Annotated in this window: 14 protein-coding genes; 7 read left to right on the top strand and 7 right to left on the bottom strand. The window is 68.4% G+C overall.

Annotation, left to right across the window (positions count from 1 at the left end; genetic code table 11):
• The first annotated feature begins 152 nt into the window (after window positions 1–152).
• Both FHT36_RS04065 and FHT36_RS04070 read left to right on the top strand, forming a co-directional pair.
• Window positions 153–1346: an acyl-CoA dehydrogenase gene (locus FHT36_RS04065; protein WP_169121193.1), complete on the top strand. Its 1194-nt coding sequence runs from the start codon at window positions 153–155 to the stop codon at window positions 1344–1346.
• A gap of 179 nt (window positions 1347–1525) precedes the next feature.
• Window positions 1526–2701: a CaiB/BaiF CoA-transferase family protein gene (locus FHT36_RS04070; protein WP_169121194.1), complete on the top strand. Its 1176-nt coding sequence runs from the start codon at window positions 1526–1528 to the stop codon at window positions 2699–2701.
• A 57-nt stretch (window positions 2702–2758) separates the two neighbouring features.
• Here FHT36_RS04070 and FHT36_RS04075 read toward each other — a convergent pair whose 3' ends face one another.
• The 4 genes from FHT36_RS04075 to cysS form a co-directional block, all read right to left on the bottom strand.
• Complete coding sequence (locus FHT36_RS04075) at window positions 2759–3205, bottom strand: DoxX family protein (RefSeq protein WP_169121195.1); 447 nt, start codon at window positions 3203–3205, stop codon at window positions 2759–2761.
• Between the two features lie 159 nt (window positions 3206–3364).
• Window positions 3365–4978: a citramalate synthase gene (gene cimA / locus FHT36_RS04080; protein WP_169121196.1), complete on the bottom strand. Its 1614-nt coding sequence runs from the start codon at window positions 4976–4978 to the stop codon at window positions 3365–3367.
• Window positions 4975–5463 (bottom strand): GNAT family N-acetyltransferase, encoded by a 489-nt coding sequence (locus FHT36_RS04085; RefSeq protein WP_169121197.1) that lies wholly within the window; start codon window positions 5461–5463, stop codon window positions 4975–4977. Before FHT36_RS04085 ends, cimA begins: the two co-directional genes overlap by 4 nt.
• Window positions 5460–6848 carry a cysteine--tRNA ligase gene (cysS, locus tag FHT36_RS04090; protein WP_169121198.1) on the bottom strand — a complete coding sequence of 463 codons (1389 nt, stop codon included), beginning with the start codon at window positions 6846–6848 and terminating at the stop codon, window positions 5460–5462. Before cysS ends, FHT36_RS04085 begins: the two co-directional genes overlap by 4 nt.
• 401 nt (window positions 6849–7249) lie before the next feature.
• Here cysS and FHT36_RS04095 point away from each other — a divergent pair, with 401 nt between their 5' ends.
• Together FHT36_RS04095 and FHT36_RS04100 are read left to right on the top strand one after the other, a co-directional pair.
• Window positions 7250–7567 (top strand): hypothetical protein, encoded by a 318-nt coding sequence (locus tag FHT36_RS04095; RefSeq protein ID WP_169121199.1) that lies wholly within the window; start codon window positions 7250–7252, stop codon window positions 7565–7567.
• 202 nt (window positions 7568–7769) lie between these two features.
• Window positions 7770–8501 carry a carbonic anhydrase gene (locus tag FHT36_RS04100; protein ID WP_169121200.1) on the top strand — a complete coding sequence of 244 codons (732 nt, stop codon included), beginning with the start codon at window positions 7770–7772 and terminating at the stop codon, window positions 8499–8501.
• A gap of 63 nt (window positions 8502–8564) precedes the next feature.
• Here the strand turns inward: FHT36_RS04100 and FHT36_RS04105 are convergent, their stop codons facing one another.
• Window positions 8565–9119, bottom strand: a complete 555-nt coding sequence (locus tag FHT36_RS04105) for a CreA family protein (RefSeq protein ID WP_169121201.1) — start codon at window positions 9117–9119, stop codon at window positions 8565–8567.
• Window positions 9120–9322: 203 nt separating this feature from the next.
• On the opposite strand from FHT36_RS04105, the gene FHT36_RS04110 reads away from it, so the two are divergent.
• Together FHT36_RS04110 and FHT36_RS24805 are read left to right on the top strand one after the other, a co-directional pair.
• On the top strand, window positions 9323–10411 hold the full coding sequence (locus tag FHT36_RS04110; RefSeq protein ID WP_169121500.1) for a TRAP transporter substrate-binding protein DctP: 1089 nt from the start codon (window positions 9323–9325) through the stop codon (window positions 10409–10411).
• Between the two features lie 196 nt (window positions 10412–10607).
• Window positions 10608–11753 carry a DUF2865 domain-containing protein gene (locus tag FHT36_RS24805; RefSeq protein ID WP_348644372.1) on the top strand — a complete coding sequence of 382 codons (1146 nt, stop codon included), beginning with the start codon at window positions 10608–10610 and terminating at the stop codon, window positions 11751–11753.
• A gap of 171 nt (window positions 11754–11924) precedes the next feature.
• Here FHT36_RS24805 and serB read toward each other — a convergent pair whose 3' ends face one another.
• Window positions 11925–12824: a phosphoserine phosphatase SerB gene (gene serB, locus FHT36_RS04120; protein ID WP_169121203.1), complete on the bottom strand. Its 900-nt coding sequence runs from the start codon at window positions 12822–12824 to the stop codon at window positions 11925–11927.
• Here serB and miaA point away from each other — a divergent pair.
• Window positions 12823–13761: a tRNA (adenosine(37)-N6)-dimethylallyltransferase MiaA gene (gene miaA, locus FHT36_RS04125; protein WP_169121204.1), complete on the top strand. Its 939-nt coding sequence runs from the start codon at window positions 12823–12825 to the stop codon at window positions 13759–13761. The two genes, serB and miaA, sit on opposite strands and share 2 nt — an antisense overlap.
• Window positions 13762–13945: 184 nt before the next feature.
• Here miaA and thiC read toward each other — a convergent pair whose 3' ends face one another.
• Window positions 13946–15820, bottom strand: coding sequence for a phosphomethylpyrimidine synthase ThiC (thiC, locus tag FHT36_RS04130; RefSeq protein WP_169121205.1), 1875 nt, complete (start codon window positions 15818–15820; stop codon window positions 13946–13948).
• Between the last annotated feature and the right edge of the window lie 79 nt (window positions 15821–15899).

A 15899-nucleotide genomic window follows, 5' to 3' on the forward strand; every position in this document is an offset into this window, starting at 1 on the left:
GGGGGCCGGGCGGGCCGGCGCGTCCTGTTCGTGGTCGCCTCGATCCTGCAGCGTCGTGCTCCTTGACGATTGGCTTTTATTTATATACCGACTGGTAGGAATGTAAATGCCCGCCGCCACCCGGCGGTGCCTTCGAGCGCGGGAGACGCACCATGGCCGCATCCGGAAAGCCGATCTTCGATTGGGCCGACCCCTTCGATATCAACAGCCAGCTCACCGAGGACGAGCGGCTGGTGCGCGACACCGCCCGCGACTATGCGCAGGAAAAGCTCCTGCCGCGCGTGACCTCGGCCTATCTCGACGAGCGGTTCGACCGCGAGATCATGAACGAGATGGGCGAGCTCGGCCTGCTCGGCCCCACCATCCCCGCCGAATATGGCGGTGCCGGCCTCGGCTACGTCGCCTACGGCCTCGCCGCGCGCGAGGTGGAGCGGGTGGATTCGGGCTACCGCTCGGCCATGAGCGTGCAGTCCTCTCTCGTCATGCACCCCATCTACGCCTACGGCACCGAAGAGCAGCGCAAGAAGTACCTGCCCAAGCTCGCCACCGGCGAGTGGGTCGGCTGCTTCGGCCTGACCGAGCCGGACGCCGGCTCCGATCCCGCCGGCATGCGCACCCGCGCCGAGAAGATCGACGGCGGCTATCGCCTCAACGGCGCGAAGATGTGGATCACCAATTCGCCCATCTCCGACCTCGCGGTGGTGTGGGCGAAGTCCGCGGCGCACGACAATGCCATCAAGGGCTTCGTCGTGGAGCGCGGCATGAAGGGCTTCTCCACCCCCAAGATCGAGGGCAAGCTCTCGCTGCGCGCCTCCATCACCGGCGAAGTGGTGCTGGAAGACGTGGAGATCCCGGAAGAGAACCTCCTGCCCAACGCCGCCGGCCTGCCCGGCCCGTTCGGCTGCCTCAACCGCGCCCGCTACGGCATCGGCTGGGGCGCCATGGGCGCGGCGGAAGCCTGCTATGCGGCCGCCCGCCAGTATACGCTGGACCGCAAGCAGTTCGGCCGGCCGCTCGCCGCCACCCAGCTGGTGCAGAAGAAGCTGGCGGACATGGCCACCGAGATTGCGCTGGGCCTCCAGCTCGCGCTGCGTGCGGGGCGGATGTTCGATGAGGGACAGCTGCCCATCGAGGCCATCTCCTTCCTCAAGCGCAACAATTGCGGCAAGGCGCTGGACATCGCCCGCACCGCCCGCGACATGCACGGCGGCAACGGCATCTCCGCCGAATTCCACGTCATCCGCCACGCGGCGAACCTGGAGACGGTGAACACCTACGAGGGCACGCACGACATCCACGCGCTGATCCTCGGCCGGGCGATCACCGGCATCCAGGCGTTCTTCTGAGAACGGGAAGGTCTCCCCTTTCAGAAACACCGTCATGCCCGGGCTTGACCCGGGCATCCACGTCTCGCCACATGCGCTGACAACCGAACATCGTTCCGGCCCTGCCACGTGGATGGCCGGATCAAGTCCGGCCATGACGATGGCTTTGAAATCGCCGGCCGGTAAAAGCGAGTCCCCCCATGTCCCCTCCCCTCACCGGCCTTCGCGTCCTTGAACTCGCCCGCATCCTCGCCGGGCCCTGGTGCGGGCAGCTGCTCGCGGATCTGGGGGCGGAGGTCATCAAGGTGGAGCGGCCGGGCGGCGGGGATGATACCCGCACCTGGGGACCGCCCTTCCTGAAGGGGGCGGACGGGGCAGACCTCGGCGCCGCCTATTTCCATTCGACCAATCGCGGCAAGCGCTCGGTGGCGGTGGATTTCGAGACGGAAGAGGGGCAGAAGATCATCCGTGATCTCGCGCGGCAGAGCGATGTGCTCATCGAGAATTTCAAGGTGGGCGGCCTGAAGAAATACGGGCTCGACTATGAGAGCCTGAGGAAAGAAAACCCGCGCCTCGTCTATTGCTCCGTCACCGGCTTCGGGCAGGATGGCCCCTATGCGCCGCGTGCGGGCTATGACTTCCTCGTGCAGGGCATTGGCGGCATCATGGACCTCACCGGCGCGCCGGATGGGGAGCCGCAGAAGGTGGGCGTCGCCTTCGCCGACATCTTCACCGGCCTCTATGCCACCGTGGGCATCCTAGCCGCCCTGCGCCGGCGGGACGAGACCGGCACGGGCGGGCATGTGGACATGGCGCTGCTCGACACGCAGGTGGGCGTGCTGGCCAACCAGGCCATGAACTACCTCACCTCCGGCAAGGCGCCCAAGCGCATGGGCAATGCCCATCCCAACATCGTGCCCTATCAGGTCTTCCCCTGCGCGGACGGCTATTTCATCGCCGCCATCGGCAATGACGGCCAGTTCGCCCGCTTCTGTGCCGTGCTGGGCGCGCCGGAGCTGGCGCAGGCGGCCGACTACGCCACCAATCCCGCCCGCGTCGCCAACCGCGCCGTGCTGGTGCCGAAACTCACCGCGCTGACCATGGCCTTCGCCCGCGACGACCTCCTCGCCGCGCTGGAGGCGAAGGGCGTGCCGGCGGGGCCGATCAATACGGTTTCGCAGGTGTTCGAGGATCCACAGGTGAAGGCCCGCGGCCTGCGCGTGGACCTGGCCGAGGCCGGCGGCGGCACCATTCCGGCCGTGGCGAGCCCCATCGTGCTCGACGGCGAGCGGCAGGTGGCAAAGAGCGCGAGCCCGCGGCTGGGGGCAGATACGGAAGCGGTGCTTGCCGCGCTGAAGGCGCTGGCGGGGAACTGAAAAGAAAGGGCCGGGCGTTGGCAGCCCGGCCCTTTTGCATTCCGGTTCGCGGGCCTGTCAGGCCGTGACCGCCTTGGTCCGCTTCAGGGGCCAAGCGAACAGGCCGAAGACGCCGGGATTGCGGTTCCACGCATCGAGCGCGACCGCCAGCGAGGCGACGGCCCAGAACACCAGATACTCGATGCCGTGCCCGGCCCAGAACCAGCCGAGGCCATAGACCGCGACGATGGCATAGGCGGCGACCGCCATGACCCCGGCCGAGATGACCCCCACATACTTGGTGAACAGCCCGAAGGTGAGGCCGATCCCGCAGGTCAGCTCCATGACGATCGAGAGCACCACGAAGGCTTCCGGCGGCATCAGGCCCGCCTTGGCGAAGAATCCGACGGCACCGGAAAAGCCGATGATCTTGGAAATGGCGTGGGGAAAATAGAAGAGGCCGCACAGGATTCGCGTCACGACCATCGGATCGGAGACGTCGAAGCGGGATTGAACGTTGGACATGACCAAGCTCCCGATATTCGCAGGCCTTAAGCCTGCAAGCTCGCTACCAAGCTTGGATGAAACCTTAGTCCCGGTAACAGGGTAGACATTGATTTCAGGCAATCCCCTCGCGCACTGCTGCAAATGGCGTTTGCAGCAGTGCATGAGAGAGGACGCTTGTCAGGCCGGCGCGCCTTCCTTCAGCAGCTTCCAGGTGATGGAATCCAGCAGCGCCTCGAAGGAGGCGTCGATGATGTTGGGAGAGACGCCCACCGTGGTCCAGCGGTCGCCGGTCTCGTCGGCGCTCTCGATCAGCACCCGCGTCACCGCCTCCGTGCCGCCGTTCAGCACGCGCACGCGGTAGTCGGTGAGGTGGAGGCCGGAGATGAAGGGCTGGTACTTGCCGAGATCCTTGCGCAGGGCCACGTCCAGCGCGTTCACCGGGCCGTTGCCCTCGGCGGCGGAGATCATCGTCTCGTCGTCCACCTTCACCTTCACGATGGCTTCCGCCACCGTGACGAGCTCGCCCTGCGCGTTGTAGCGGCGCTCGACGTTCACCTTGAAGCGCTCCACCGCGAAATAGTCCGGCACCGAGCCCAGCATCCGCCGCGCCAGCAGGGCGAAGGAGGCGTCCGCCGCCTCGTAGGAATAGCCCAGCGCCTCACGCTCCTTCACCTCTTCCAGAAGGCGGGAGATGCGCGGGTCCTTCCTGTCCACCTGCACGCCGAGGCGTTCCAGCTCGGACAGGACGTTGGAGCGCCCGGCCTGGTCGGAAACCATCACCCGGCGGCGGTTGCCCACCTTTTCCGGGGCGACGTGCTCGTAGGTGGCGGGGTCCTTCAGGATGGCGGAGGCGTGGATGCCGGCCTTGGTGGCGAAGGCGCTCTCGCCCACATAGGGCGCATGGCGGTCGGGGGCGCGGTTCAGCATCTCGTCCAGCGTGCGCGAGACGTGGACCAATTCGCCCAGCGCCTCCTCGCTCACGCCAATGTCGAAGCGCGCCGCATAGTCCGTCTTGAGCAAAAGGGTGGGGATGAGCGAGCAGAGATTGGCGTTGCCGCAGCGCTCGCCGAGGCCGTTCAGCGTGCCCTGGATCTGCCGCGCGCCGGCCCGCACGGCGGCGAGCGAATTCGCCACCGCCTGCTCGGTGTCGTTGTGGGCGTGGATGCCCACATTGGTGCCCGGCACCACCTTCACCACCTCGGCGACGATGGCCTCCACCTCGTGGGGCAAGGTGCCGCCATTGGTGTCGCACAGCACCACCCAGCGCGCGCCGGCCTCATAGGCGGTGCGGGCGCAGGCGAGGGCAAAGTCGCGGTCTTCCTTGAAGCCGTCGAAGAAGTGCTCGCAGTCCACCAGCGCCTCGCGCCCGGCGGCGATGGCCGCCTCGACGCTCTCGCGGATGGAGGCGAGGTTCTCCTCCTTGGTCGTCTCCAGCGCCACACGCACCTGATAGGCGGAGGACTTGGCGACGAAGCAGATGGCATCCGAATGGGCCGCCAGCAGCGCCGCAACGCCGGGATCGTTGGAGGCCGAGCGGCCGGGGCGCTTGGTCATGCCGAAGGCGGTCACGCGCGCCTTCGCCTCGTGCTTCTGCGCAAACAGCTGGGTGTCGGTGGGATTGGCGCCGGGATAGCCGGCCTCCACATAGTCCATGCCCAGCCGGTCCAGCAGGGAGAGCACCCGCAGCTTGTCGGCCACGGTGAAATCGACACCATTGGTCTGCGCCCCGTCGCGCAGGGTGGTGTCGAAGAGATAGAGGCGTTCACGCCCGTCTGCGGCTGATGCCGTCATTGCCCGGCCCCTTCCCCCAGCTTCTTCTCCATGGCCGTGTTGGCGAGCCAGGTGTCGGCCAGCGGCACCATGTTGCGGCGCTGGGGTTCGTAGCCGCGCTTCTGGAAGAAGCCGAGGGCGGTGTCGCTGGCGTCCACGGTGAGCTTGCGGCTGCCGCGCGCCTTGGCCAGCGTCTCGGCGGCATCGCACAGAGCCTTGGCGACGCCGGTGCCGGCGGCGTCGGGCGCCACATAGAGCATGTCGATGTGGGCGTTGTCCTTGAGCGAAACGAAGCCGGCCACCTCCTTGCCGCGCAGGGCGACGAGGGTGAGGCTGGCGGCGAGACGCGCGGCGAAGGCCTCGGCGTCGTCGGCCTTGGCGGCCCACGCCTCCTGCTGCTCGGTGTCGTAATCCTCGCCGGTCAGCTCCGCGATGGCGGCGCGGAACAGCGCGGCGAGCACCGGGGCATCGGCGGGGAGATAGGGACGCAGGGCGATCGCGCTCATCGCGACACCTCCCAGCTCGTGGTCCCGTCCTTGTTGTCCATCAGCACGATGCCCTTGGCCGCCAACTCCTCGCGGATCTGGTCGGCGCGCTTGAAGTCCTTCGCCTTGCGGGCGGCGATGCGCTGGGCGATCAGATCGGCGATCACCCCCTCGTCGAGGGCAATGCCCTCCTTCTGCCGCGCGCGCCACCCGGTTTCGGTATCGCCGAGCAGGCCCAGCAGGTTGGCCGCGCCCTTGAAGCGGCGGCGCAGCGCGGAGGACGTGTCCTCGTGCTCCGCCACCTCGGCGAGATGGTGCAGGTGGGCGATGACCGAGGGCGTGTTGAGGTCGTCGGCGAGGCGGTCGGCGATCTCGGTCTCGAACGGGTTGGCGTCGCCGGTCTCGGCCTCCACGTCGCCGATCACGCGATACCACTTGTCCAGCGTCTTGGCGGCGAAGCCGAGGCCCTGGCGGGTCCAGTTGATGGGCTGGCGGTAGTGGGTGGAGAGCATGGCGAGGCGCAGCACCTCGCCCGGCCACTCGTCCAGCAGCTCGCGGATGGTGACGAAGTTGCCGAGGGACTTCGACATCTTCTCGCCTTCCAGCATCAGGAAGCCGTTGTGCATCCACATCTGCGCCATGACGCCGGAATGGAAGGCGCAGCGGGTCTGCGCGATCTCGTTCTCATGGTGCGGGAAGACGAGATCGATGCCGCCGCCATGGATGTCGAAGGTCTCGCCCAGGTGCTTCCAGCTCATGGCCGAGCACTCGATGTGCCAGCCGGGGCGGCCGGGGGTGGTGATGCCGCAGGGCGAGGGCCAGCCGGGCACGCCCGCGGCGCTCGGCTTCCACAGCACGAAGTCCATGGCGTCGCGCTTGTAGGGGGCGACGTCCACGCGGGCGCCGGCCATCATCTCGTCCAGCGAGCGGCGGGAGAGGCGGCCATAGTCCGGCATGGACGGCACGTGGAACAGCACATGCTCTTCCGCCACATAAGCGTGGCCGGAGGCGACGAGCCGCTCGATGAGCGTGCGCATCTCCTTGATGTGCTCGGTGGCGCGCGGCTCCACGGTGGGCGGCAGGCAGTGCAGCGCCGCCGTATCCTCGCGGAACCAACGGTACGTCTCCTCCGTCAGGTCGCGGATGGAGATGGAGCGCTCGGCGGCGCGGGCGTTGATCTTGTCGTCCACGTCCGTGATGTTGCGGACATACTTGACCTGCTCCGCCCCGTAGAGGCGCCGCAGCAGCCGGAACAGCACGTCGAAGACGATGACCGGGCGGGCATTGCCGATATGGGCATGGTCGTAGACCGTCGGTCCGCAGACATACATGCGCACGTTGGCGGGATCGAGCGGACGCAGGAGGTCCTTCGAGCGGGTCAGCGTGTTGTAGAGCCTGAGCTCCATGGATCGTTCCCCCGAATGGCGCAGCACAAGCGCCAAGCCGGTCCACCGGCCGGGGCGTCCAGATCCTTGTCTAAGAAGATGAGCAAAGGACGGCCGCGGCCAGCTTTTCGGCTAACCGCAAATAATCGCCGCAATGGCGCAGATGGTGACGAGACCGCCGTTCATGGCGCGGGACAATGGTTCGGGCGCGGGCGCTCGTCAAGATGTTTCACGCCGCCCGGCGTGGCCCCGCACCTCCGGATATCGTTATCTTCCCCAGCTTGACCTGCCCCTTCGTGAGCGTCTATCCCCGGCTGAGTTGCGCCGGGCGGGGGTCGGGGCGCATCCGATGATCCCGCCCGTGACCCGAAAGCGCTCCGCCGCGTTCGGGACGCGCCTGTAAAAGAGGTGCCGACCTGTCCATGCCGCTGATCCGAACCCTCGCCGCCGTTGCCGTGGCGAGCCTGTCGCTGATGGCGCCGGCCATGGCGGAGACGCGCATCTTCCTCATCGACAATTCCGACGGCTCCAGCATTGATTCCTGCCTCGCCTCCGGCGCGCCTTGCGGGCAGAAGGTGGCGGAAGCCTGGTGCCGCACCCACGCCTACAGCCAGGTCATCGATTTCGGCCGCGTGACGGCGCATGCCTCCGCCTTCACCCCCTCTAGCGTCGCCCCGCCCGCAGCGACCTGCACCGGCCCGCTCTGCCCGGAAACGGTGGCCATCACCTGCTCGCGCTAGCCCGGCTCCGGCGGGCCGTCCCGGCCGCCGCGCCGAAGGCGAAAATGGCGATTTAAGGCAAAGCTTTAGGTCAGCGATTTGTGATCGCCGGGTACGGTCCATCGCCCCCGGATCAGCTATGTTCGGCCCTGACCTGCCCCTGCGACACGCTGCGGGCGGGTCCAAACATGCCTGAACCACCGTTACCGGGAGAGGATCGCCCATGTGCGAGACGTGCTCATCACCATCCATCGGACGCCGACGCCTGCTCGCCGGCGGGCTGGCGGGTGGACTGGCCCTTGCGGCCGCGCCGCTGTTCGCCGCCTCCGCCTTCGCCCAGACCAGCGGTGGATATGGCACGGCGACCCCGGTCACGCCGGACGAGGCCATGAAGCGCCTGGTGGACGGCAATGCCCGCTACGTGGCCGGCACGCCCCAGGAGGCGGACTATTCCGCCGGCCGCCTGAAGCGCGCGACGGGACAGCAGCCGTTCGCGGCCATCGTCGCCTGCTCGGATTCGCGGGTGGTCCCGGAACTGGTGTTCGACCAGGGGCCGGGTGAACTGTTCATCGTCCGGGTGGCCGGCAACTTCATCGATGAAAACGGCCTGGCGAGCCTGGAATTCGCTACCGCGGTGCTCGGCGTGAAGCTGATCCTCGTGCTCGGCCATGCCTCGTGCGGCGCGGTGCAGGCGACCATCACGTCCATCAAGGACAACACCCTGCCGCCCGGCCACCTGCCGAGCCTCGTCAACGCCATCCGCCCGGCCGTCTATGAGGCCATGCGGAGCAATCCGTCCGATCTCCTCGCCGCCGCCAGCGACCAGAATGTGAAGCTGAACGCCAAGCTGGCGCAGACCGCGGGGCCGATCCTCTCCGAGCGGGCCGCCGCCGGTCAGCTGAAGTCGGCCGCCGCCATGTACGACATCGGCACGGGCAAGGTGACCTTCCTCTGAACAGCGCGCCGCGCGTCCGGGTGGAGGGATCTCCGGCCCGGGCGCGCGGCGTTCAGCCTGCCGTTACTTCAGGAAGTCCGCGCACTTCGGCACGTCGGTATTGCCGCCCCACGGCATGATCGGGACGGTGGAGGTGGAGTTCTTCGGGCTGCCGTCGATCAGCTTGTCGGAATAGACGAGATAGACGAGCACGTTGCGTTTGGTGTCGCAGCCGCGGACGATCTGCATCTTCTTGAAGAAGAACGAACGGCTCTCGCGGAACACCACGTCGCCCTGCTCGAACTTCGACTTGAACGAGATCGGCCCCACCTGGCGGCAGGCGAGCGAGATGTCGGAGACTTCCTCCGCGAGGCCCACCATGCCCTTCACGCCGCCCTTCTCGGGGGTCGTGTAGTGGCAGGCCACGCCCTCCACCACCGGATCATCGATGCCGTAGACGGCGAGCTTGTCGTCGGGGGTCAGGAACTTCCAGACCGTGGACTTGCGGAAGATGAGGTTGGGCTCCTGCGCCAGCGCCGGCCCGCCCGCGAGCGCCGCGACGCCGAGCGCGCCGGCCAGCGCGAGGCGCCCGAGACGGCGGGTGAGGCTGGGACGGGTGGTCGAGAAAACGTGCGTCATGGAACTCCCCGGAAAGCTGCCACAGGCAGGCCATCGACATATGGGATGCCCCGCCCGCAGCGGAAGAGCCGCGCAATATCGCGGTGCCGGCGACCGACGACATTGACGGCTGCCGCGCCGCGTGACACCCCTTTCGCCCCATCGCAAGGTTTCGCCCTACCCCATAGAGCCCGATCAACGGCCCGAGGAGCACATCCATGGAGATCAAGCGCCGCCATTTCATTGGCGCGTCCGCCACCGCGCTCGCCACCGGCGCGGTCGCCGCCCCCGCTCTCGCGCAGACCCAGCCCGAGGTGAAGTGGCGGCTCACCTCCTCCTTCCCGCGCTCCCTCGACACCATCTTCGGCACCGCGCAGATCTTCGCCAAGTACGTGGCAGAGGCCACCGACGGCCGCTTCCAGATCCAGACCTTCCCGGCGGGCGAGCTGGTGCCCGGCCTGCAGGCGCTCGATGCGGTCTCCACCGGCTCGGTGGAGTGCGCCCAGACCGCCACCTATTTCTATACCGGCAAGGACACCGCGCTGGCCTTCGGCACCGGCGTGCCGTTCGGCTTCAACTCGCGCCAGCAGCATTCCTGGTGGTTCTTCGGCGGCGGCGAGCAGATCATCAACGGCGTGCTCGCCAAGTACAACGTCACCTCCATGCCGCTCGGCAATTCCGGCTGCCAGATGGGCGGATTCTTCCGCAAGGAGTTGACCGGCGTCGATGATCTCAAGGGCCTGAAGTTCCGCATCGGCGGGATCGGCGGGCAGGTGCTGGCGAAGCTCGGCGTGGTGCCGCAGCAGATCGCCCCCAGCGATGTCTACCCGGCGCTGGAGCGCGGCTCCATCGACGCGGCGGAGTTCGTCGGCCCCTATGACGACGAGAAGCTCGGCCTCGTGAAGGTGGCCAAGTATTACTACTATCCCGGCTGGTGGGAGGGCGGCGCCATGCTGCACCTCGTCATCAACAGCGCCCAGTGGAACGCACTGCCGAAGCACTACCAGGCCATCGTCCGCAACGCCGCCGAGGCGGCCAACAACTGGATGCTGGCGAAGTACGATTCGGTGAACCCCCCGGCGCTGCGCCGGCTGGTGCAGCAGGGCGTGGAGCTGAAGCCCTTCCCGCAGTCCATCATGGAGGCCGGCTACAAGGCGGCCTTCGAGCTCTACAACGAGCTGGCCGCCACCAACCCGGCCTTCAAGCAGGCGTTCGATTCCATGAACGCCATCCGCGCCGACCAGCTGGTGTGGTGGCAGATCGCCGAATACGCCTTCGACAGCTTCAACATCCGCTCGCGCGGCCGCGGCTGAGCGCGCCGGAACGCGACCGGGCTGGCCCCTCACCTTCCGGAGAGGGGCCACAGTTTCGTCACCATTGTCCCCCGCTGTCGGTCTATAGAGGGGCGCCGGATCGGCACGGCGCCAGTGGAGAGAAGAGCTGAGGATGGAGTCCGCGCGAGGGATCGGCGCCATTCGGATGGCCCGGATTGCAGCCCGTGGGAAGGCTGTGCGAGGGGCTGCGCGCCGTCTGGCGCTGGGCCTCATGGTCGCCCTCACCACCGCGGGCACCGCGCTGGCGCAGGCCGGCAGCCCCACCTGCCAGCAGCTCGAAGGCTCGCTGATGGCCCTCGACCGCAGCGCCGGCGGCGTCGCCAACCAGCAGGCGCAGGCCGCCAAGCTCCGCGGCGATCTCGACCGTCTGTCCGCCCAGGCGCGCGGCATGGGCTGCGATGCGCCGCGCGGCTTCCTCATCTTCCAGGGCCCGCCCCGTCCACCCCAGTGCGACCAGATCGACGATCAGGTCTCGCGCCTCAGGTCGCAGATCGCCGGGCTGGAGCGCGGCGGCGCCGACAATGGCGGCCAGCGCCGGGCGCTCATCATCGCCCTCGCCCAGAACAATTGCGGCCCGCAATACACCGCCGCCGTCCAGGCCGCCCGTCGTGCCGCCGAGCCGGCCAAGCCGAAGAACTTCTTCGAGGCCATCTTCGGCTCCCAGCAGCCGCAGAGCGAGGAAACCTCGCCGGACCTCGACCTGATGCCGCTGGAGCAGCCGAAGACCTATTCCTCGCGCACCGTGTGCGTGCGGACCTGCGACGGCTACTTCTTCCCCATGGCGAGCTCCACCAATTCCACCCGCTACGCGCAGGACGACCAGCTCTGCAAGCGGCTGTGCCCGGGCTCGGATGCGCAGCTCTTCACCTATAGCGGCGACATCAAGTCGGCGGTGAGCATCTCCGGCCAGTCCTACATGTCGCTGCCCAACGCCCTGCGCTACCGCAAGGAGCTGGTCCCCTCCTGCACCTGCAAGCCGGCCGGCCAGTCCTGGGCGCAGGCCCTCGCCGGGCTCGAGGACGAGACCACCCTGCGCAAGGGCGACATCCTGGTGACCGAGGAGCAGGCGCGCGAAATGTCCGCGCCGCGCCCCGCCGAGACGCCCAAGGGCAGCAAGGGGGCCGCGAAGCCGCCGGCGGGCAGCACCGCTGCGGCCGAAGCTGCGGCGGGTGGCCCCGTCGCCGCCACCGTCGCCGCGCCGCTCGCGCCCGCCTCCGAGCAGCCGGGTCAGCGCAAGGTGCGCATCATCCCGCTGCCGCGCTCGCAGAACGCCCAGAACCAGCAGGGCGCCGCCGCCGCCGGCCAGGGCACCGCGCAGTAGAGCAAGCGCGAGAGGCCGACTCGCCTTCAGCGCGCGTCATCGCCCGGCTTGTCCGGGCGATCCACCCCGCCGCCTGCGCGCTCCACGATCATTCGACCAAGCCGACCCGTGGATCGCCCGGACAAGCCGGGCGATGACGTCGCTCTCTTTACCGGGTGAGCGGGCAAGCCCTCAGGCGGTGCGGAACTCGCTGCGGCTGTAGCCCTGCATGTAGAGCAGCGCCGTGAGGTCGCCGTGGTCGATGCGGGCATGGGCCGCCGCCGCCACCGCGGGCTTGGCATGATAGGCGACGCCGAGCCCCGCCTCTCCCAGCATGGCGAGATCGTTGGCGCCGTCGCCCACGGCCATGGTCTCGGACGGGGCGAGGTGCAGCCGGTCGCGCAGCTCCACCAGCGTCGCGAGCTTGGCGTCGCGGCCGAGGATGGGCTCGGCCACCGCGCCCAGCAGCGTGCCGTCTTCCACCAGCAGCTCGTTGGCGCGGTTCTCGTCGAAGCCGATGCGCGCGGCGATCTCCTGCGTGAACAAAGTGAAGCCGCCGGAGACGAGGGCGGCATAGGCGCCGTTGGCCTTCATGGTGCCCACCAGCTCCGGCCCGCCGGGGGTGAGGGTGATGCGCTCGCGCAGCACGTCGCCGACCACGCTCGCCGACAGGCCGCGCAGTAGTGCCACGCGCTCACGCAAAGCCGGCTCGAAGGCGATCTCGCCGCGCATGGCGCGCTCGGTGATAGCGGAGACGTGCGCCTTCAAGCCCACGAGGTCGGCCAGTTCGTCGATGCACTCCTGCCCGATCATGGTCGAATCCATGTCGGCGAGGAACAGGCGCTTGCGCCGGCCGGTCTCAAGCTGCACCACCACGTCGATGGGGGCGTCCCCAAGCGCGCCGCGCACCGCGTCCGCCAGCGCGCCCGCATCGGCCGCAAGCTCGGGCGCGAAATGGATGTCCACGGCCACGCCGTCTTCCAGCACCACCGGGTCCTGCGCCTGCGGCAGCACCGCGAGCGCGGCATGGATTGCCTCGTAGGTCAAAGCCGGGGCAGATGGGTTTGAAATCAGCGTCGCGACGTAGGCCATGGAATTTTCGAAGCTCGAAGGGGGAAAACCGTTGGCAGTGCTCATCGCAGGTCCGACCGCCAGCGGCAAGTCGGCGCTCGCGCTGAGCATTGCCGCACGGACGGGCGGCATCGTTCTCAATGCAGATTCCATGCAAGTCTACGGCGATCTGTCCGTTCTCACGGCGCGGCCGACCGTCGCGGAAATGGCCGAGGTGCCCCACGGCCTCTACGGCCATGTGGATGCGGACACGGACTATTCCGTCGGCCGCTGGCTGGAGGACGCCAAGCGCGCCCTCGCCGCGGCGCGCGCGGCCGGGCGCCTGCCGGTGTTCGTGGGCGGCACGGGGCTTTATTTCCGCGCATTGACGCAGGGGCTTGCCGAAATTCCCGCCATTCCCGAAGCGGTGCGCGCCGAGGTGCGCGGCGCGGCCGAGGCGCTGGACAGCCCGGCTTTGCACGCCCGCCTCGCCGCGCGTGATCCCGAGAGCGCCGCGCGGCTGAAGGTGAACGACCGCCAGCGCGTGCTGCGCGCGCTGGAGGTGATCCACGCCACCGGCCGCTCGCTGACCGATTGGCATCGGGATGCGCAGCCGCCGGTGCTGGACGCGGCGCGCTGCGCGAAGATCGTGCTGGAGGTGGACCGCGACCTGCTGCGCCAGCGCATCGACGTGCGCTTCGAGGCGATGATGGCCGCCGGGGCGCTGGAGGAGGTGCGCCGGCTCGCCGCCCGCCACCTCGCCCCCGACCGCACGGTCCTGAAGGCCCACGGCGCGCCGGCCCTCACGCGCTATCTGAAAGGCGAGATGTCCCTCGCCGACGCCATCGCCGAGGGCCAAAGCGACACCCGCCGCTACGCCAAGCGCCAGGCCACCTTCTTCCGCCACCAAATGCCCGACTGGGCGCGTGCAACGCCGGAGCAGGCGCTGGGGGTGGTGATGGGGATGCTTGGAAACTGAGGGGCGAGAGGGCCGGTGCCACAACCCCGGCCTCTGGAACGGGGGGAGAGACACCCCTCACCCCTGCCCTCTCCCGCAAGGGGAGAGGGAGCACCATTCGATTTGCGCACAAGCCCGATTCCGTCACCACCCGTCCTCCCCTCTCCCTTTGCGGGAGAGAGTCCGGGGGTGCGGGTTCAGCCCCTCACTCCGCCGCGGCGGGCGGCGGGGGCGCGACTTCGGGGGCCGGGGTGTAGATCAGGCCGCCGCCGTCGCGGAACTTCTGGGCCATTTCGGCCATGCCCGCAGAGGCGAGGTTGTCGGCCTGGGCGCGGGCGATGTCGCCGGCTTCCAGCTTCAGCTCCTGCGAGATCTTCATGGAGCAGAACTTCGGCCCGCACATGGAGCAGAAGTGCGCCACCTTGGCCCCCTCGGCGGGGAGCGTCTCGTCGTGGAAGCGCTCGGCCGTCTCCGGATCGAGCGAGAGCGCGAACTGGTCGCGCCAGCGGAAGGTGAAGCGGGCCCGGGAGAGCGCATCGTCGCGGATGCGCGCGGCCGGGTGGCCCTTGGCGAGATCGGCCGCGTGGGCGGCGATCTTGTAGGAGATGACGCCGGCCTTCACGTCGTCGCGGTCGGGCAGGCCAAGATGCTCCTTCGGCGTGACGTAGCAGAGCATCGCCGTGCCGAACCAGCCGATCATCGCCGCGCCGATGGCGGAGGAGATGTGGTCGTAGCCGGGGGAGATGTCCGTCACCAGCGGGCCGAGGGTGTAGAACGGCGCCTCGTGGCAGACCTTGAGCTGCTTCTCCACATTCTCGCGGATGAGGTGCAGCGGCACATGGCCGGGGCCCTCGATCATCACCTGGCAGTCGTATTTCCAGGCGATCTCGGTGAGCTGGCCGAGCGTCTCCAGCTCCGCAAACTGGGCGGCGTCGTTGGCATCGGCGATGGAGCCGGGGCGCAGGCCGTCGCCGAGGGAGAAAGCCACGTCATACTGGGCGAGGATCTCGCACAGTTCTTCGAAGTGCTCGTAGAGGAAGCTTTCCTTGTGATGCGCCAGGCACCACTTGGCCATGATGGAGCCGCCGCGCGAGACGATGCCGGTGACGCGGTTGGCGGTGAGCGGCACGAAGGGCAGGCGCACGCCGGCGTGCACCGTCATGTAGTCCACGCCCTGCTCGGCCTGCTCGATCACCGTGTCGCGGAAGATCTCCCAGGTCAGGTCCTCGGCGACGCCGTTCACCTTCTCCAGCGCCTGGTAGAGCGGCACGGTGCCGATGGGCACCGGCGAGTTGCGCATGATCCATTCGCGGATGGTGTGGATGTTCTTGCCCGTGGACAGGTCCATCACCGTGTCGGCGCCCCAACGGGTGGCCCACACCAGCTTGTCCACCTCTTCCGCCACGCCCGAGGTCACGGCCGAATTGCCGATATTGGCGTTGATCTTCACCAGGAAGTTCCGGCCGATGGCCATCGGCTCGGTTTCGGGGTGGTTGATGTTGTTGGGGATGATGGCGCGGCCGCGCGCCACTTCCTGCCGCACGAATTCCGGCGTGATGTCGGAGGGGATCGCCGCGCCGAGGCCCATGGCCTGATGGTGCGGATGGGCGCCGCCATTCACCTTGGCGAGGTTCTCGCGGGCGGCGACATATTCCATCTCCGGCGTGATGATGCCGGCGCGCGCATAGGCCATCTGGGTCGGGCGCTTGCCCGCCTTGGCGCGCAGCGGCTTGCGGCCGGAAAGATCGAACTGCGGCAGGGTGGAGGACTGGCCCTCCTTCAGGCCGTTATCCTCGGGGCGGACGGCGCGGGCCTCCACCTCTTCCACGTCGCCGCGCTCGCGAATCCACTGGGCGCGCAGCTGCGGCAGGCCCTTGGTGAGGTCGATGACGGCATCGAGGTCGGTATAGGGGCCGGAGGTGTCGTACACCTTCACCGGCGGCTCGGACGGGTCGGTCAGCGAAATCTCGCGCATGGCGACGCGCACGTCCGGCCGGGTGGCGGAGACGAACACCTTGCGCGAATGGGGCAGCGGCCCGGTGGTGACTTTCAGGGAGGACGTCGAGGCTTCGTCCAGCATTGCGGATCTCCGTTCAGCTTGCGCTTTCAACGAGACCCGGGGTGTAGAGCTAGGAGACGGGTGCGGGGCGACGCTGAGC

Origin of the sequence: Xanthobacter sp. SG618, from assembly GCF_012932745.1 — a bacterium.
Taxonomy (GTDB): domain Bacteria; phylum Pseudomonadota; class Alphaproteobacteria; order Rhizobiales; family Xanthobacteraceae; genus Xanthobacter; species Xanthobacter flavus.